Source organism: Streptosporangium pseudovulgare (assembly GCF_014648055.1).
GTDB lineage: Bacteria > Actinomycetota > Actinomycetes > Streptosporangiales > Streptosporangiaceae > Streptosporangium > Streptosporangium pseudovulgare.
Genome location: NZ_BMQJ01000002.1, coordinates 424,673 through 442,133, shown reverse-complemented (window position 1 = coordinate 442,133; position 17,461 = coordinate 424,673). Strand labels below are relative to the sequence as shown.

General features: G+C 73.9%; 14 protein-coding genes. 1 reads left to right on the top strand and 13 read right to left on the bottom strand.

Annotation, left to right across the window (positions count from 1 at the left end; translation table 11 throughout):
* Position 1 precedes the first annotated feature (1 nt).
* The 6 genes from IEZ10_RS05745 to IEZ10_RS05720 form a co-directional block, all read right to left on the bottom strand.
* Complete coding sequence (locus tag IEZ10_RS05745; RefSeq protein ID WP_189245396.1) at positions 2–2,632, bottom strand: DUF7824 domain-containing protein; 2,631 nt, start codon at positions 2,630–2,632, stop codon at positions 2–4.
* 60 nt (positions 2,633–2,692) lie between these two features.
* Entirely contained in the window at positions 2,693–3,271 is a 579-nt protein-coding gene (locus tag IEZ10_RS05740) for a TetR family transcriptional regulator (RefSeq protein WP_189245395.1), read from the bottom strand.
* A 58-nt stretch (positions 3,272–3,329) separates the two neighbouring features.
* The gene (locus tag IEZ10_RS05735) at positions 3,330–3,689 is read right to left on the bottom strand and encodes a DoxX family protein (protein ID WP_189245394.1); all 360 of its coding nucleotides are present in this window, start codon (positions 3,687–3,689) and stop codon (positions 3,330–3,332) included.
* Positions 3,690–3,927: 238 nt separating this feature from the next.
* Positions 3,928–4,794 carry an alpha/beta hydrolase family protein gene (locus IEZ10_RS05730; RefSeq protein WP_189245711.1) on the bottom strand — a complete coding sequence of 289 codons (867 nt, stop codon included), beginning with the start codon at positions 4,792–4,794 and terminating at the stop codon, positions 3,928–3,930.
* Positions 4,795–5,192: 398 nt separating this feature from the next.
* Complete coding sequence (locus tag IEZ10_RS05725) at positions 5,193–7,991, bottom strand: helix-turn-helix transcriptional regulator (protein WP_229810981.1); 2,799 nt, start codon at positions 7,989–7,991, stop codon at positions 5,193–5,195.
* A 308-nt stretch (positions 7,992–8,299) separates the two neighbouring features.
* Positions 8,300–10,393, bottom strand: coding sequence for an MMPL family transporter (locus tag IEZ10_RS05720; protein WP_189245393.1), 2,094 nt, complete (start codon positions 10,391–10,393; stop codon positions 8,300–8,302).
* A gap of 75 nt (positions 10,394–10,468) precedes the next feature.
* Here IEZ10_RS05720 and IEZ10_RS05715 point away from each other — a divergent pair, with 75 nt between their 5' ends.
* Positions 10,469–10,939: a MarR family winged helix-turn-helix transcriptional regulator gene (locus tag IEZ10_RS05715; RefSeq protein WP_189245392.1), complete on the top strand. Its 471-nt coding sequence runs from the start codon at positions 10,469–10,471 to the stop codon at positions 10,937–10,939.
* 253 nt (positions 10,940–11,192) lie between these two features.
* Here the strand turns inward: IEZ10_RS05715 and IEZ10_RS05710 are convergent, their stop codons facing one another.
* The 7 genes from IEZ10_RS05710 to IEZ10_RS05680 form a co-directional block, all read right to left on the bottom strand.
* On the bottom strand, positions 11,193–12,050 hold the full coding sequence (locus IEZ10_RS05710) for an inositol monophosphatase family protein (RefSeq protein WP_189245391.1): 858 nt from the start codon (positions 12,048–12,050) through the stop codon (positions 11,193–11,195).
* A 283-nt stretch (positions 12,051–12,333) separates the two neighbouring features.
* Positions 12,334–12,984 (bottom strand): HAD family hydrolase, encoded by a 651-nt coding sequence (locus IEZ10_RS05705; protein WP_189245390.1) that lies wholly within the window; start codon positions 12,982–12,984, stop codon positions 12,334–12,336.
* Between the two features lie 94 nt (positions 12,985–13,078).
* Positions 13,079–13,504 carry an HAD family hydrolase gene (locus IEZ10_RS05700; RefSeq protein ID WP_189245389.1) on the bottom strand — a complete coding sequence of 142 codons (426 nt, stop codon included), beginning with the start codon at positions 13,502–13,504 and terminating at the stop codon, positions 13,079–13,081.
* Between the two features lie 58 nt (positions 13,505–13,562).
* A complete protein-coding gene (locus IEZ10_RS05695) occupies positions 13,563–14,492 on the bottom strand; it encodes a hypothetical protein (protein WP_189245388.1) in 930 nt (309 codons plus the stop codon).
* Positions 14,493–14,900: 408 nt separating this feature from the next.
* Positions 14,901–15,776: a Stf0 family sulfotransferase gene (locus IEZ10_RS05690; protein ID WP_189245387.1), complete on the bottom strand. Its 876-nt coding sequence runs from the start codon at positions 15,774–15,776 to the stop codon at positions 14,901–14,903.
* A 198-nt stretch (positions 15,777–15,974) separates the two neighbouring features.
* On the bottom strand, positions 15,975–16,895 hold the full coding sequence (locus IEZ10_RS05685) for a hypothetical protein (RefSeq protein ID WP_189245386.1): 921 nt from the start codon (positions 16,893–16,895) through the stop codon (positions 15,975–15,977).
* The gene (locus IEZ10_RS05680; RefSeq protein ID WP_189245385.1) at positions 16,892–17,437 is read right to left on the bottom strand and encodes an RNA polymerase sigma factor; all 546 of its coding nucleotides are present in this window, start codon (positions 17,435–17,437) and stop codon (positions 16,892–16,894) included. The genes IEZ10_RS05685 and IEZ10_RS05680 overlap by 4 nt, the downstream gene beginning before the upstream one ends.
* Between the last annotated feature and the right edge of the window lie 24 nt (positions 17,438–17,461).

The following is a 17,461-nucleotide window of genomic DNA, read 5'->3' as shown; positions in this document are numbered from 1 at the left end:
ATCATCCTTCCTGATCGGCGCCGGTGCCGACGCTGTTCGTGTCCGCTGTCCCGGGCGCGCCGCCGGTGAACCGGTCGTGCAGCCGGCGGACCTCGCGGAGCAGCCCGCTGTTCCCCTTGCGGGCCGCCATGTCACGCACCTCGGGAATCTCACCGCGGGCACCGCACCACTCGGCGGTCGTGGCGGCGAGCGCGACGAAGTCGGCCAGGCCGTTGCGCGGGCGCTCGCCCGGCGCGGGCAGCAGCACGGGCAGCGCCGCGGCGGCGATCCGCCACACGTGCGCGTGGGCGCCCCGCCCGGCCGCGGCGTCGAGTGCGGCGACCATGTCGATCATCCTGACCTCGCCGCCGGCCAGCAGGAGTCCCACCTGGCGGCCGACCTCGGCCGCGGGCAGCTCGTCGCGCGCGGCGACCTCCAGCAGCACGTCGACGGACCCGGGTGTCCCCGGTTCACCCAGGACGCGGGCGAGCATCACCGAGAACGCCGCCCCGGCCGGTCCTTCGGCTCGCGCGAGATGGCGGATCTGCTCCAGCCTGACGGAGGGGTCGTTCCATGATTGCCTGAGCGCGTACGGCATGAGATGGGCGGCGGCGACCTCACGGTGTGAAGGCAGCGTTGAGGGCCACCATTCGAGGTGCTCAGCCTCGGCCCGGTGCCCGGGGACGCCGAGCATCATGTCGACCAGCGGCAGACCGACGGGTACGGCGGTGGCCGTGGGCACCAGGCGCACGTCGTGGTCATGGCTCCGGTCGTGCCAGTCGTGGTCGCCGTCGCCGCCGTTCTCGCAGGTCCACTCCAGCTCGATCCCGACCTGCGGGCAGGCCCACGCGGCGAGGATCCGGCCCGCCGCGGACGTCAGGCGGGCCGCCCGCTCCGCCGCCTCGGGATCCGGGGTGCGCGGCAGGCGCAGCAGCGCCTGCTGGAGGTCGGCGGCCAGCGGTTCGGCCCCGGTGGCCTCGATGACCTCCAGCCGCCGGACCAGCTCGGCCGCCGCCACGTGCCCCGTGCTGTGGGTGGGCGTGGCCAGCAGCAGCGGTGGGAGGGCGTCCTCCTCGACGGCCCGCAGGACCTCGGCCGCGCGGTGCAGCAGGAGCCGGTGCGGGGCGGCCAGGCTCCCCCTCGGCATGAAACGCCGCCAGGCGTGCGGGATGGGCGCGGTAGCGGTCAGGGAGCGGACGGCGCCCTGGAGCCACTGGCCGGCATGCTCCCAGGGCTCCCGCCGGTAGTTTTGGTCGGCCCACGGCCGGGCGAGCGTCTCGCGCAGTCCGGAGAGCATCGCCGCCGCCGTACCCGCCCGGTCACGGTGGGCGAGCGCGACGAGGCCGGCGAGCGACCGCTCCCAGGTCTGCCATGAATGCGGTCCCTCCCGCCACATCAGCAGATCGAGTTCCTCGACGGACTCGACCGGAGGTTCGAGGGGCCGGGAGCGTTCGGGCGCGGCGGGTGGCGGCGGAGGGGTGAACGCGGGCTCGGCCTCGGCGACCGTGCCGCCCGTGAACACGGCGGCGGCCCGGTGGCCGAGGTGGGGCGGGAGCAGTTCGACGGCCTCACGTATGGTGGCGCGGCCCTCCTCGCCCATGCCGTCCGCGTGGGTGAGGGCCAGCTCGACGGCCTTCTCCTGGAGCTCGGCGAAGTCGGCGGCGAACGCGCGGGCCAGCGGCGCGGCGACCACACCGGCCAGCGCGGGTGTGCGCCGTACGGAACGGTCGAGCCACGACAGCCCGGCGCGTACCAGCTTGCGCTCGGGGCGGAACAGCAGTGACTCCCACGCTTCGGCGAGGTCGTCGGCGGTGAGGCCGTCGCAGTCGCGCAGCCGCCTGGCGGCCGGTTCGGCGACCGGACCGGGGGAGGCGGGCAGCAGGCGCAGGTAGTCACGGGCACGGGACGCCGTCTCGGCGGGCGAGGGGTCGAGCGCCTCGTGCAGGCGGACGAAGAACCGCAGGTCGATGGCCGTGCCGCCGAGCAGGAAGCGGCGCACGCAGCCGTCGATCAGCTCCTCGCGCTTCACCCGCCCCGCGTCGGCGAGGGCCGTCAGCGCGCCCAGCCAGCCCTCGTGCGGGTCCTTCTCCCACTGGAGCACCCGGCCCACGCCCTGGGCCTCGAACAGGCGCGGCAGCAGGTGGTCGAGCAGCGGGTCGGCGCCCAGGTCCGAGGGGACGCGGTCCGCCCAGCCGGCCACCAGCGGGTCGTGCTGCGGCGGCTCGACGCCGGTCTGGCGGAGCAGTGCCAGGGCGAGGGCGACGCCGCGGTCGTCGGAGGCGCGCAGGCGCAGCACGACCCGCTCGGCCAGGTCGGCGCGCCAGGCGGCGGGCCGGTCGGCGAGCACCGCCAGGATCAGGTCCACGTCGTTGTCGGGGCCGGACCACCGCGGCGCGAAGTCGCGCCGATACAGCCAGGACGTCACGGCCGCCGCGCCACCGATGGTGGCGGCGCCCGCCACCCGCAGTGCGGGGCCGTAGTCGACCAGGCCGTCGTCCCAGCGGTCGAACCGGCCCCGCAACTCCTTCAGCAGCTCCGGCAGCCGGGCGGCGACCTCCTTGCGGGCCTCGCCGTCCAGTGTCCTGACCTTCTCCGCGAGCCGGCCGGCGCGCCTTCTCTCGATCAGGTTCCTGATCTCGCCCCAGTGATCCATGGCGGGGAACCTAACCAGCCGCACCGACACTTTCGGCCGGTACGGAGATCGGGGTGACGCCTACGCGGGGACCGCCTCGCCGGGGTCGTCCGGGACGAGGGGCAGGAGGAGCTCGTAGAGGTCGCGAAGCCGGTCGGGGCCGACGGGAGGGAAGACGACGGTCGCGCCGACCGCGAGCAGGTAGGGCAGCAGGGCCGCGGTCCGGGCCTCCTCGTCACCGGCGGCGGCCGGGCGCCACACCCGCTGGAGCGCGGCCAGTCGTGCCTCGTCGAGGCGGGTCTGCACGGCACGCACGTCCGCGTCCCAGGTCGCCCACGCCCGCAGCGCGGTCTCGACCTCGGGCCGGTAGAGGCCGGTGTCGTCGGAGCCGACGAGTTTCGTCAGCTGCGTGAGGACCGTACGGGGGCCGGCCGATTCGCCCACCGCGGAGATGGCGTTCTCCAGCGCTTCAACCGAAAGACGCTCGAAGCGGGCGAGAAGCTCTTTCTTGTACCCGTCGGCGCCGTCGAAGTGATGGTGGAACGACCCCTTCGACAGGTTGAGCCGGGCGGCGATCCGGTCGATCCGGATCCCTGCCGCACCCTCTTCCGCAAGGACTTTCAGGCCCTCGTCCAGCCACCGGTCTCGTGCCGTGCTCACCCGGCGAACATACCACAGGGTATGGAACGGCCCGTGCCCGCCGAGGCGCTCACGAGCGTCACGTCAGGAAGCTGTGGACGCCGGTGGCGACGCAGATCAGCAGCATGCCGACGGCGTTGAGGAAGAGGTTGCGGCCGAAGTCCCGGGCCGCGATGTGCACCGCGATGGCGACGACGAAGTAGAGCACGAGGGCGCCGCAGGTGACGGCGCCGAGATACGGCAGCCAGATGCCGAGGACCAGACCGGCCGCCGCGGCGAACTTCAGCGGCGGCAGTATCCACCAGTGGCGTCGTGGCCACTTCACGCCCTCAAGGCACCGGACGATGAACGGGATGGGCTTGATGCACATGATGGCGTCGCTGACCTGAATGAACGCCAGAAGGACGACCGGCCAGACGGGGTCGGGCAATGCGGACATGTCTCTCCTTAGAAGATCGCTGGACGTACCATACGGTATGGTATGTTCAGCGATCAATGCTCGCCCTGCCATCACCGGAGGTTCGATTCACCTTGTCGCGGATGGTGCGGTCGCCCGGTGGGACCGAGCCCGGTGGTTTCTTCCGTCATGCCCCTCAGCCAAGCCCTCGGGGCCCTGCCGCGCCCGCGAAAAGCGCCGGCGGCCGAAAGGGGGCCGCCGGCGCGGGGGTGCCCGCCGCTCAGGCGTGCGGGCAGGTGTCGCGGTACTCCTGGATCGCCAGGCTCCGGGGAGCCGGGCACAGGAACTGCTCGTAGCGGGTGTCGTCGTCGATGAAGCGCTTCATCCACGAGATCATGTACTTGGCCATCGTGGTGTTCGGGGTCTGCGGGAAGAAGTGCGAGGCGCCGTTGAGCTCCATGTACGCCTTCTCCGACGAGGCCGGGATGCTCGTGTAGAACGGCTCGGAGTGCGTGAGCACCGGGGCGACGGTGTCCGCCTCGCCACCGATGATCATCGTCGGCACCCGGACCTCCGACCAGGTCTTGTCCAGGTTCCACGGGGCGATCGGGATGGCGGCCTGCAGCGACGGCCGGGTGGCGGCCGCCTCCAGGGTGCCGCCGCCGCCCATGGAGTGTCCGGCGACCGCGAGGCGGGTGGCGTCGATCCGCCCGCGGACCGAACTGTTCTGGACCAGGTAGTCCAGCGCGGCCAGCAGCTGGCGGCCGCGGCTGTCGGGCTGGTCGTAGATCGTGTTGGTCTCGATGCCGATCACGACGAAGCCCTGGGAGGCCAGGCGGGGGCCGAGCCAGCTGAGGCTGGCCCAGGTGGCGGTGTAGCCGGGGGAGATGGCGATGGCCCCGAAGGTTCCCTGGCTCGTGTCGGTCGGATAGTAGACGGTTCCGCCGCCGAACCCGCTCACCTGCAGCACCGACACCGAGTACTGCGAGGTGGCGAAGGGACCGCGCGACGCCTCGATGCTCGCCTCGGTGGGAGCCGGCCCGCGCTCGTACGGATTGTCGACGGCGGCGGCGGAGGCGGCAGCGGAGGTGGAGGTGGAGGCGTGGGCGCCGGGGGAGAGCGCCAGGCCGCCGAGGGCCAGGGCCATGACCATGCCGATCACGGTGGCGACCCGGGAGACCCGGGGACGCCGGGCGGGCGCGGGGACGCCGGTCGGGGTGCGGAGCCGGGAGGCGGAGGGCTGGGGGATGCCGGAGGAGGGGGATGTCCGTGGCTGCACGTTCGTGTGCTCCCTGCTGGTCGGGGGGAGGAACCCGGCGCCGCCCGGCCCGCCGGGGCGGGCGGTGGGGAGACGGTGCCGGAGTTCCCGGCGACTGCTTTCCGGGCCATTGTTCGGCCGGTACGGCCTTCGCGCATCGGTGAAATCACGTGCCTTCACCGGGCGATGTCCCGAGGCCCCGATGTCCCGAGGTCCCGATGTCACGAGGTTCTGAGGTCCCGAGGTCCCATCCGGGCCGTCCATGGGATCCGGCCCGGCGACGGGGCTCAGCCCAGCAGGCGTACCAGCTCCACCCGGGATCGGACGCCGAGCCTGGCGAAGATGTTCCGCAGGTGGTGTTCGACCGTACGGGGGCTGAGGACGAGGCGGGCGGCGACCTCGCGGTTGGTGGCGCCCTCGGCGACCATGCGCGCGATCTGCAGCTGCTGGGCGGTCAGGTGACCGGCCCCGGCCGATGCGGTGGGCGGTGCGGGGGCCGGGACGGACTGCCCCGCCGCGCGCAGCTCCGCGCGGGCCTGCTCGGCCCAGAGCCGGGCGCCGAGCCGTTCGAACGTGTCCAGGGCGTCACGCAGGTGCGGCCGGGCGTCCCCGGGGCGGCGCTCCCGGCGCAGCGCTCCGCCGAACAGCAGCTGGGTGCGGGCCGTCTCGAACTCGCACGCCCCCCGGTGGTGCAGGTCGAGGGCGTCCCGGAACAGGGTCTCGGCCCTGCCCGGTACGGCCAGCAGCGCGTGGCACCGCAGCGCCAGCGCCAGGCGGTCGGGGCTGTCGGTGCTGGCCGCCCAGCGGTCGAGTGACCGCAGCGCGGCCCTCGCCCGCTGCCGCTCCCCGGTGCGGGCGGCGGCCTCGATGAAAATGGGGGCGGCCATGACCCGGACGACCACGTGGCCGTTCCGGCGGCCGGCGCCCAGCCGGGCCACCGCCTCCCCGGCGCGGCCCGCCGCCAGGTCCAGGTGGGCCAGCGCCCAGTTGCCCAGCGCCGCCGCCATCCCCAGGCCGTGGGCGTCGGCGAGTTCGAAGGCCGCTTTGGCCCGGATCCCGCAGGTCTCCTCATCCCCCTGGACGGCCGCGATGAGCGCCAGCCACGCGAGGTGGTGGCCTGCGGCGCCGCGCCGTCCCGTCTCCCGGGCCAGGCGCAGCCCCTCCGCCGCGTTGGCGGCGGCCGAGGCGTAGCGGCCGGTCCAGACCTCGGCGTGGATGACCGGCTCCAGCAGGTGCGGCAGCGCCGAGACGGCGCCTCTGCGGCGCGCGCCGTCCACCGAACGGCCCGCGAGTTCGAGGGCGTGCCCGTCCTCCCCGAGCAGCAGGCTGGCGACGCCCGCCCAGGCCAGCATGGCCGGGTCGCGCACCGGCCCGGCCAGCCGCCGCACCCTGCGCAGCGGACCGGCCGCCTCGGCGTGCCGCCCCCGGAAGGAGGCGGACAGCCCGGCCAGGTACTCGAACATCAGGCGCGTGGCCGGGCCGTCGTCGGGACGGCGCAGCCCGGCGGCCCGGCGGGCGATGGCGAGGAACCGCCGGTGGTCCCCGGCGAAGTAGTCCGCGTCGGCGGCGCGGACCAGTGCCCGTACCCCCAGCTCGCGGTCGCGGTCCAGCAGCCATCCGGCCGCCGCCAGGAACCTGTCGTGGGCGCTGCCGGTCTCTCCGCCCAGCAGCTCCAGGGTGCCGCGCAGCAGTTCGGCCCGGCCCCGGGTCTCGGCGGTGACCGTCGCGGTGCGCAGCCGGGCGAGCAATGATCCGGCCAGGTCGGGGCGGCCGGAGTTGGCCGCGTGCCGGGCCGCGGCGGCCAGGCGTGCCGCCCTGACCTCGCCCCGCCCGGTGAGCTCGGCCGCGCGCTCGAAGGCGCGGTAGGGCTCGGGAAGACCGCCGTACGGCTGCGCCGCCCACGCGGCGGCGGCCAGTTCCTCGCCGAGTTCCTCCTGCGGCCCGTCGAGCGCGGCCGCCCGGTGCCAGGCGCGGCGCAGGCGGTGGTGGTCCTGGTCCAGGACGTTCGCCAGCAGGCGGTGGGCGGCGCGGCGGAGGGCGAGGGAGGCGCCGTGGTAGACCACCGGGCGCATCACGGGCTCGGCGAAGCCGTACCGGTGGCAGCCCGGACCGACCGCGGTGACGATGCCGGTCCGTTCGGCGGGTTCCAGCGCCTCGGCGGCGTCCGCCGGCGCGGCGGCGCGCACCAGAGCGGCGGCGTCCAGGTCCGGATCGGCCGCGAGGAGAAGGAGCAGCCACCGGGTGCCCGCGGGCAGGCGGGCCAGCCGGTCGGCGCAGGCCCGCCACAGCCGCCCGTTCCGCGGCGGCGCCTCGGGCGGCGGCGCGGTGCCGGCCAGCTGCGCGGGTGTCAGCGCCGCGGCGGTCTCGGCCAGGGCCAGGGGGTTGCCGGCGGCGATCCGGTCCAGCGCCGCCCACAGCTCCGCCGAGAGCGGCGACGGGACCAGGCCGCCGACCAGCTCCCGGCCCGCCGCCGCGTCGAGGGGAGCCAGCACCCGGACCGGGGCCAGGTCGGAGAGGTCAGCGGCGGCACCCGGTACGGCTCCGCCGCCGAGGGCACGGTGCTGGTGGTGCCGGGCCGCGAACAGCATGGCGATCGGCTCGCCCGACAGCCGACGGGCCACGAAGGCCAGCGCGTCGCGGCTGGCGGCGTCGAGATGGTGGACGTCGTCGACGCAGACGACGAGCGGCCGGTTCCTGGCCGCCGCCGACAGCAGGTCCAGGACGGCGGCGGGCAGGGCGATCCCCGGCGCGGCCCGCCCGTGCTCCAGGGCCCGTCGCAGTACGGTGCCCCGTGCGCCGGGCGGCGGCTCCGGGGAGTCGGTCAGGGGGCGCAGCAGCGCGTGCAGCCCGGCGAACGCCATCGACGTCTCCGCCGCCGCGCCGGCCGCGCGCAGCACGGTGAATCCGTCAGCCAGGGCGACGGCGAGGTCCAGCAGCGCGGTCTTGCCGATCCCGGCCGGGCCCAGCAGCAGCGACGCCCCGCCGCGGCCCTGGCGGGCCTCCTCCAGCAGCCCTCCCAGCTCCTCCCGCTCCGCGTCCCGCCCGCGCAGCGGCGCGGGCCGGGCGGTTCGGGAGGCGGCGGACACGCCATCAGTGTCAACCGGCGATGTCAACTTTGGAAGGGATGGGTGTCAAAAGGCTTCTGTCCGGATCCGCGCCGCCGCCCCCGGCCATGGAGCGGCCGGGAGCGACGAGGACGACGGCGCCGACGGGGACGACGGCACCGACGGCACCGACGGCACCGACGGCACCGACGGCACCGACGGCACCGACGGCACCGACGGCACCGACGGCGCCGACGGGGACGAGAGCGGGGACCGTACGGGCTCCTGGAGGCGGATCCCAGGGTCGCCGGCCCGCGCGGAGCGGCGGCGGGATCACCGGCGGCCGGGTGTCACCTCGGCGCCCCCACCGGTTCCGGGGGCGCCGGCCGTACCTCGGCGCGGCTCAGGCGGCCGGGCCACCAGGCCCGCGGGCCCAGGTCCCGCACCAGCGCCGGGACCAGCAGGGACCGCACCACCAGGGTGTCGAGCAGTACGCCGAAGGCGACGATGAAGGCGAGCTGCGCCAGGAACGCCAGCGGGATCACCACCAGCGCGGCGAAGGTGGCGGCGAGCACGACGCCCGCCGAGGTGATCACCCCGCCGGTGGTGACCAGCCCGCGCAGCACGCCCTCCCGGGCCCCGTGGCGTGCGGTCTCCTCGCGGACCCTGGACATGAGGAAGATGTTGTAGTCCACGCCCAGCGCGACCAGGAAGACGAAGCCGTACAGCGGCACCGACGCGTCGCTGCCGGTGAACCCGAGGATGTGCGTGAAGACCAGCGTGGAGACGCCGAGGGTGGCGAGGAGGTTCAGCGCCACGGTGACCACCAGGAGTACGGGCGTCACCAGCGAGCGCAGCAGGAAGACCAGGATGAGCAGGATGATCGCCAGGACGACCGGGACGATGAGCAGCGTGTCGCTCCGCGCGGTCTCCGTCGTGTCGTACCGCTGGGCGCTGTAACCGCCGACCATGACGCCGTCCTCGCCGTCGAGCGCGGCGCGCAGCCGCTTCACCGTGTCCTGGGCGGCGTCGCCGTCCGGCGCGTCGCGCAGCGTCGCCTCGACCAGGACGCGCCCGTCGACGACCTTGGGGTCGCCGCCCGGCCGGCCGCTCCGGGAAACCGGTTCGGCGCTGGAGACGCCCTCGACGCCGCGGGCCTTCTCCGCCACGGCCGCGGCGCGCCCGGCGGGGGCGACGATGACCGCGGGCTGCCCTGAGCCGCCGGGGAAGTGCTCGCTCAGCGTCGCCTGCGCCGCCACCGACGGCGCGTCGTTCACGAACGTCTCGTCCAGCGGGACGCCCCGGGCGTTGAACCGCGGCGAGAAGAGGGCCAGGACGACGAGGGGCAACAGGGTCGCGATCCACAGTCGGCGCGGATGACGGCCGACCAGGGCGGCCACCCGGCCCCAGATCCCGCGGTTCGCGGTGTCGGCCGGGCGCGGCCTGGCCGGCCACAGCGCGGCGCGGCCCAGCAGGACGAGGACGGCGGGCAGGAAGGTGAGCGCGCTGAGCGCGGCGCACGCGATGCCGATGGCGCCCACCGGGCCGAGCGCGCGGTTGTTGGTCAGGCTGCTGAGCAGCAGCGCGAGCAGTCCCAGGGCCACGGTGGCGGCGCTGGCGACGATTGGCTCGAACGAGCGGCGCAGCGCGACGCGCCCCGCGGCGAAGCGGTCGCCGGTCGCGGCCAGCTCCTCCCGGAAGCGGGCGGTCAGCAGCAGCGCGTAGTCGGTGGCCGCGCCGATGACGAGGATGAACAGGATGCCCTGCACCTGGCCGTCGACCCGGACGATGTCGCGGTCGGCCAGGAAGTACACCACGGCGCAGGCCAGTCCCAGGGCGAACACCGCGCCGATGATGATGACGAACGGCAGCAGCACGCTCCGGTACACCGCCAGCAGGATGACCAGTACGGTGACCAGCGCCACCCCGAGCAGCAGGCCGTCGATCCCCGCGAAGGCGTCGGACAGGTCGGCCCGGGTGGCCGCCGGTCCGGCGAGCCGGGCCCGCAGGCCGTCGACCGCCACCGCCGAACCGATCCGGTCCAGGGCCTCCCCGAGCGAGTCCTCGACGGCGGGGCCGAGCTGGACCACGCCCTGCAGCGCCCGGCCGTCCTCCGATCCGATGGCGGGCGAGGGCGTCCCGGCGACGCCCTCCGTGCCGCGCAGCGCGGCGAGCCTCCGCGTCGCCTCGGCGCTCTGCTCGGAGGTGACGGCCTTGCCGTCCGCGGTCCACACCACGATGAGCGGCTGCGTCTCACCCTCGCGGAACCTCTCCTGGACCTCCAGCACGCGTGTCGACTCCGCGCTCTGGGGCAGGAAGGCGGCCTGGTCGTTGGTGGACACCTCGGTGAGCTTGCCGGCGAAGGGCCCCAGCCCTCCGCCGACGGCCAGCCACACCAGCACCAGCAGCGCCGGGACGAGCCAGCGGATCTGTTTCCGTGCCATGGGACCGCCTCTCCGTGATGTCATGTAACTCAATAATCAAGATACTCAATGATTGAGTTAATGTAGCATGGCGGCATGAACGGCGCTGGTGAAGGGGGCATCGACCGGCTGGCCTTCGCGGTACGGCTGCGCAGGATGACCGCGGAGTTCAACCGCATCGCCCACGAGTTCGCCGGCGAGCACGGACTGCATCCCACCGACGTCCAGGCGCTCATCAAGATCTTCGACGCCCCGGAGCCGATCACTCCCGGCCGGCTGCGGGAGGAGCTCAACCTCACCTCGGGCGCGGTCACCGCCTGCCTCGACCGGCTGGAGCGGGCCGGGCACATCCGCCGGGTCCGCGACGCGCACGACCGGCGCGTGGTCCACCTGCACTACCTCGACGCGGCCAGGGAACTGGCCGGGGCCTTCTTCCGCCCGCTCGGCCGCAGCACGGACAACACGCTGCGGCGGTTCAGCCCGGAGGAACTGCGCACCGTGGCCGCCTTTCTCGACGCCATGAACGAGGAACTCGACACGCTGCGCGCCGCACCGGGCTCCGCCTGACGTCCTCGGGTGAACCGGCCCGGCCCCGGCGGTGCCGGCACTGATGTCTTCGGGCGCGGGGGCCGGAACGGTTGCGGTCAGCCGACGTCTTCGGGCGCGGGGGGCCGGACGGCCCGGCCGGAGACGACGCCCGCCCCGGCCGGCCTCTCAGGGCGCGCGGGCCGGACGGCCGCGTGCCGGCCCGGGTCCACGCCCGCCCCGGCCGGCCGGCCTCTCAGGGCGCGGGCCGGCCCGGGTCCTCGGAAACGCGCGGCTACCGGCCGGGCGGAAGTTGTTCGCCGATGAGCTCCAGCAGCGCGGCGTGCGTCTCGCGGTCGGCCGCCACGACGAGCCCGCCCGCGCCGGTGTGCGGGGGCCGGCCGTCGAAGCCGGTCACCACGCACCCGGCGGCCCGGCACAGCGCTATCCCGGCCGCGAAGTGCACGTTGTCCTCCATACGGCCGTCGGTGACGTAGGCGGCCCGCCGTCCGGCGGCGACCCAGGTCACAGCCAGGGTGGTGGAGACGACGCGCGGGCGGAACCTCTCGGCGAACCCCGGCTCGGCGAGCAGCCGGACCGCCCGGAAACCCGGCTCGTTCGGGAACGGCGGATCGAGGTTGACGTCCACCAGCCGCGATCCGGCCGACGGCGCGAGCGGCTCGTCCACGCCGTCGCGGCGGACGTACGCGCCGGCGCCGCCGGCCCTGTCCGCCCCGTCGCTCTTGTCTGCTCCGCCGGTTCCGTCGGTCCCGCCGGTCCAGAACACCTCGCCGGAGAACGGGTCGGCGCACGCCGCCGCCGTGACGCCGGAACCCGTGCGCAGGGCGACGTTCACCGCGACCAGCATGCTGCGCGCGGCGTAGTTCAGGGTGCCGCACAGGGGATCGACCAGCCACACGCGCTCCGCGTCGTCCCGCCCGGTGCGCCCGCTCTCCTCACCCGTCACGGCGTCGTCCGGCCGTGCCGTACGGATGACGTCGAGGATGGCCCGCTCCGCCTCGATGTCCGCGGCCGTGGCGAAGTCATCGGTGGACTTCTCGAAGCGCGTCAGCGGCCCGCCGTACATGGCGCGCACGACGGCGGCTCCCGCCTGCGCCGCGGTCAGGGCCAGCTCCTCATCGGTGATCGGCATGTGCGCAGGATAGACCGTGATCTTTTCCGCCCCGCGGGTGCCCGCCGTCCGGCGCCGGCGGGCGCCAGGTGAGGCGGGTGGCCGGTGGCCGCGGCGGGGGCTTGGTGAGGCGGTGGCCGGCGGTCGCGGCGGGGCGGGCGGTGCCTGCGAGCCTCCGCCGGGGTGCTTGCGCCGACCTCGCGCGCCGACTTCGCGCGCGGACCCCGCCGGGAACGACGACCTGACAACGCTTCGTCGCTGGAATCGCCGCCGCCCCGATCCGGGGATGGGAACCGGCCGGGTGTCAGAGCCGGTCGAGGAGATCCGGGAGCTTCCGCATGTCGTCGAAGACGATCGTACCGGGGCCTTCGAGCCACTGTGCGGGGGTGAGCCCGCCCGCGTAACCGAAGGCGCGCATGCCGGCCGCGCGGGCCGCCTGGACGCCGTACCGGCTGTCCTCCACCACCACGCACCGGGCGGGCTCGACGCCCATCTCCCGGGCGGCGTACAGGAACAGATCGGGCGCAGGCTTGCCGTGGGCGACCTGCGTCGCGCTGAAGATCCGGCCTTCGAAACGCCGATGGAGGCCGGTGTGGCCGAGGGTGTGGCGCATCTTGTCGTGACTTCCGCTGGAGGCCACGCACGTCGGCAGCGTGATCGCGTCCAGCGCCTCGACGATGCCGTCGACGGCGGTCAGCCCCGCGTCCACCGCCTCCTGGTGCAGGCGCAGGAAGCGCCGCTCGGCCTCGGCCGTCAGCGCCGGTCCCAGCCGGGCCTCGATCAGCTCGTTGATGGACTTGGTGGACCGTCCCACGAACCGTTCGGTCACCTCGGCCTCGCTCAACGGCCAGCCCAGCTCCGAGAGCACGCCGGAGTGCACACGTACCGCGATGGGCTCGCTGTCGACCAGCACGCCGTCGCAGTCGAAAATCACCAGTTCAACCGGTTCGATCACCGGGACAGGCTACTCCTGCCCGTATCGGGCGGGACACCGGCCACCGTACGCGGGCCACCCGGCACCACGCGGCGGACGCGTCCCGCGTGGCCGTTCAGCGGGCGGTCGTCACGGGGACGGCCAGGAGCGCGTCGGCCAGCCGGGGCAACGAGGAGACGACCGAGCCGCCGGCGGCGGCGAGATGCTTGCGGCGGCCGTGCTCGCTCACCACCCCGATCGCCTGGACGCCGGCGTTCCCGGCCGTGTACATGCCCCCGGCCGACCTGCCGACCAGCGTGCAGGCAGGCGGCCGCAGCCCCATGGCCTTCACCGCCTGCCGTACGAGGTCGGTGTACGGACTCTCGGCCGCCCGGAGGTGTTCGCGCCCGAGGACCGGCCCCACCAGGTGGCGCAGACCGTGCGTCTCCAGGTGGGTCTCCATGGCGGCGGAGCAGGTGCCGCCCACCACTGCGACGGCCCTGCCGCCGGCCTGACAGGCCCGCAGCACCTCGTGCGCTCCCGGGGTGGGCGCCGCCGCCACGGCCGCCGCCGTCTTCCGGCTCAGGTGGGCGTGCGGTCCGCGAGCGGGTTCTCGGTGCTCAGGGCGGTGGGGCGAGCCGTACCACCCGGTCGCGTACGGAGCCGTCGAGGTCCGCCTGGAGCAACCCGTTGTCGGCTCCAGGGACACAGCCCATGGAGATCGAGACGTTCGCGGGCGGTCCGTCCGGGTAGCCGAACAGGAGCCGGAACTCGCGGTCGTCCGTGCCTCCGCCTCTCTGACAGGTGTTGTCACTCGGCCGGGTGTCAAGGGAGTTCAGCTCCGCGGCCAGTTCGCGGGCGACCTGTTCGCCGTACTCCCGCCGAGGAGGTCTTCCGGAACCCGAGATCCGGCCGCACACCATGACCGAGACGATCCCCTCGGGCACCATCCGCTCGTCCTGGCCCCGGCGGCCGGTGAAGTCCCCGCAGGGGTCGTCGGAGCGGGTGGGCTTCCAGGCGCCCGTCCGATAGGCGGCGGCGATGTCCGGCCCGACGTACGAGCGGCTGCCGACGGTGCCGTTCGTGGTCGTCGCGCAGGAGTTGACCTCCTCGGCGCTGCCCACCCACAGCGCCCGGCCGTCGGGGTAGGCGAAACGGATGAGGTAGTTCGTCATCGGCCCGCCCATCAATGTGCACGGACCACCGCGGGGCGGGTCGGTCACCGGGAGGTACGCGAGGTCACGGGCCATGACCCCGGCCTGGTCCGCCAGGGTCCTGGTCCCGGCCAGCCGCTCACCGCCCGGGTGCGCGTTGTCCCCGGGGTAGGCGCAGATCAGCGCCCTGACCGGTGAGCCGGGCACGAGCGACTCGTCGGCTCCGTCGATGTCGGCGGCGGCGGGCACCCAGCCGCCGATGCCCTCACCGCCCCACTGTTGCGGGCACGAGGCCGGCACCGGCGGCCCTCCGCTCGCCGATCGCGCGATCTGCACGCCCGCCGCGCACGCCACCACCGCGGCAAGGGCGGCACCGATCCAATGGACGAGTCTCATGACGCTGAGACGTCGGCGCCGTCCGATCGGTTCAGCCGAGCGGTGCCGAGACGATCGTGCGGAACCTTCACATGCTCTCCCCGGGACCATCACATGCCCCTGCTTGGCCTGCCTCTCATGAGGCAGGAACGGGATATGGGACGGCAGCTCGCGCCGGTTCCGGTCAGAACGGACACGACGGGGGAGGACCGGGCGGACCGCGCGGCCTTCCTCGCGGTGATGTCGCTGCCGGCGCTCGCGTTCGCGGACTGGTTCGTGGTGACGACCGTCATCCGCGACGTCCAGTGCGAACGGTACGAGCGCGGCGGCGTCCTGGACTGCGGCGGCTCACCCGCGATGGAGGAGGCGTACACCACCGGACCGCTGCTGACGGTTCCGGTCCTGGCGGTCCAGATGTGGCTGATCGGGTTAGCGATCCGCCGGCTTCGAAGCGGGTCTCGTTCGTCCCTCGGGTGGGGTCGTTCCCGTCGTGGGGGCCGCCGGCGTGCCTGACCCGGCATGGCGGCCGTCGAGTGCCCGTTCCGCTCGGTACCGGGCGATCCAGTCCCGGTTCAGCTCGTCGGCCTGCCGTCGGTACCGGGCGGTGATCGCCTGCCCCGGCGGCGCCTCCAGCCCGAGGAAGCCGAGGACGCGGCGTGTCGTGCCGATCATGTCCTCGTCGAGGTCCTCGTAACGCACCCGGTACGGCCGGACCCCGGCCGAGGAGAACCACGCCTCCCACGCCGCGTCGTGGTCCTCGATCGTCCGGATGAAGCGAGTGATCGCCTCGGCGTCGTAGCAGGGCTCGTGCCCGCCGTCGTCATCGGCGTCACCGCTGATCTCACCGTCGCCACCGATGTACCAGGTCCGCGTCTGCTCCGCCCGCAGCCAGGACACCGCCTGGGCCGGCGTGTCGTCACGCCGCAGGTGGACGAAGGCCGTACGGCCGAACACCCGCTCCAGCAGGGCCAGGTCACCCCCGGCGACATCCGGATGGACCGTTCGGAGCCTGGCGACCAGCGTGTCGAGGGTCCCCCACATCAGCTTCGCCCCGAAGACCCCGTTGCCGCTCCGACCTGCGGCGAGTGCGGCGCGGAGGTAGTCGGCGTGGTCGTACCCGCCGCCGGCCGTACGGCGGAGCCGCCACCGTTCGGCCCACAGCGGCTCGTCGGCCTCCCGGAAGTACGCCTGCGGACGGCCGGCGACGCCGGTGGAGCCGAGCAGGCCGAGCAGCAGGGAGGAGCCGGTCCGGGGAGTGGCGCACACGAAGTAGGAGTCGGAACGGGCAGCGTGGTCCATCGCCATGGCGACACGTAATCGCACGTCCCTACGGCCCGCAAGCCGATTTCGGCGCGGTCGGGGCTCCGCTGCGCTCCGAGTCGTCGGCCGGGGCCGGCCGGTGAGCCGGCCCTGGACGGGACGAGGGGATCGACCGATCCGTGTACGACGCCTCCCGCCGGACGGCCGTCCGTTCTCCGTACGGCCGTCCCTGTACTGCGCCGCCTACCGCGGCCGGGAGTCGACGACGAGGCTGACGGTGTTCCTGTCATGCCCCCCGAACGCTTCGTGGACGTACCAGGTGCCGGGGACGTCCCGCGATCGGATGACGTGTTCTGAGAAGTCCCAGCCCCCGGAGCCAGGTGAGGGTGGCGGAGGAGCCTGGTAGTACGTCTCGACGGTGGTGTGGCGCTGCCGCAGGAGAGCCTCGACCTCGGCGACCGTACGGTTGCGCAGGGTGAGCCCCTCCAGGACCTCGCCGCGCGCGGTCGGGTCACCGGTGATCTCGTATCGTTCACCGGGCCGGGCGGGCCGTCCGAAGACGATGGTGATCGGAAGGCGCAGGCCGACGGGGATGCGCACCCCGGCCTGGCACCACATGTCTCCGCAGCCGGACTCGTCCTCGATCCCCTCGATCCTGACGTTCTTCTCGTCGGTGTCCCGGACCTCGAATCCCCCGTCGGAACCGTAGGTCACGAGCCGCGCGGGGGAGGACACCGAGATCATTTTTCCGGCCAGGCTCGGGGACACGGCCTTCATCTGCAGGTCGACGTTCAGCCCCCGCGCCGTGAAGTCCTGACGGTACCGGCGAGGGTCGGCGTCGGGATCCATGATCCGCACGTCGACGTAGTCGCCGTCCTCGGTGAAGGCCAACGCTCTGGTCGCTCCCATCTGCATCGATCCGACGTCATCCGGTGGCATGACGACCGTCACGGCCAGGGCCGCGCCCGTCACCACGGCGGTGACGGAAACGGCGACGAGCCACCGTCGCGCGGACCACCGCCGTACGGCCGTCCGGGGCGGCCGGGCGGTCTCGTCAATGATCCGCTGCGCGATGACGGGCAGGCTGGAAGCGTCGGGGTGCACCCGCCGCGCCGGATCGTGGGCCTGCAACATCTCCCTGAGCTGTCTGACGTCACTGTTCATGCGGTGCCCCTCCTGTAGGACGGCCGAGGGTCCGCGACGGGCCGGGAGTCCTCGGTGAGCAGGCGCTGCAGGCGTTTGCGTGCGCGGTGCAGCCGCATCGTGGCCGCCGGCCGGGAGCAACCGACGATCTTCGCGGCCTGGCGTAGATCGAGCCCTTCCCAGCACACCAGCAGCACCAGCTCCCGATCACCGTCACTCAGCCGGTTCAGCGCCGCCAGCACGGTGTGGCGAGTGGCGACGGCGACGGAATGGTCCTCTTCGCCGGCGCGCGGGCCCGTGTCCCCGAGCAGCAGGCCGGTGAGCCCGTCCCGCCGCTCCTCCTTCCTGAGCAGGTTCGACATGAGATTGCGGGCGGTGACGTACAGCCAGGGCAGCGGCTCGTCCCGGGGGAGCCGGCCGTATTTCTCCCAGGCGATCCTGAAGGTCTCCGCGGCTATGTCCGGGGCGTCGTCGGGCCCCACTCTGCGCCACGCGTAGCGGAGGACCGACTCGTAGTGTTCATGGAACATACGGGTGAAGTCGGCCTCGTCATGCACGGTCACTCAAACACCGTGTCCTATCGGTAT

Bases quoted from the DNA above. Each gene is read 5' to 3' on its own strand.
- IEZ10_RS05745 (WP_189245396.1), bottom strand. From the start codon at position 2,632: ATGGATCACTGGGGCGAGATCAGGAACCTGATCGAGAGAAGGCGCGCC.
- IEZ10_RS05735 (WP_189245394.1), bottom strand. From the start codon at position 3,689: ATGTCCGCATTGCCCGACCCCGTCTGGCCGGTCGTCCTTCTGGCGTTC.
- IEZ10_RS05730 (WP_189245711.1), bottom strand. From the start codon at position 4,794: ATGGCCCTGGCCCTCGGCGGCCTGGCGCTCTCCCCCGGCGCCCACGCC.
- IEZ10_RS05720 (WP_189245393.1), bottom strand. From the start codon at position 10,393: ATGGCACGGAAACAGATCCGCTGGCTCGTCCCGGCGCTGCTGGTGCTG.
- IEZ10_RS05715 (WP_189245392.1), top strand. From the start codon at position 10,469: ATGAACGGCGCTGGTGAAGGGGGCATCGACCGGCTGGCCTTCGCGGTA.
- IEZ10_RS05710 (WP_189245391.1), bottom strand. From the start codon at position 12,050: ATGCCGATCACCGATGAGGAGCTGGCCCTGACCGCGGCGCAGGCGGGA.
- IEZ10_RS05695 (WP_189245388.1), bottom strand. From the start codon at position 14,492: ATGAGACTCGTCCATTGGATCGGTGCCGCCCTTGCCGCGGTGGTGGCG.
- IEZ10_RS05690 (WP_189245387.1), bottom strand. From the start codon at position 15,776: ATGGCGATGGACCACGCTGCCCGTTCCGACTCCTACTTCGTGTGCGCC.
- IEZ10_RS05685 (WP_189245386.1), bottom strand. From the start codon at position 16,895: ATGAACAGTGACGTCAGACAGCTCAGGGAGATGTTGCAGGCCCACGAT.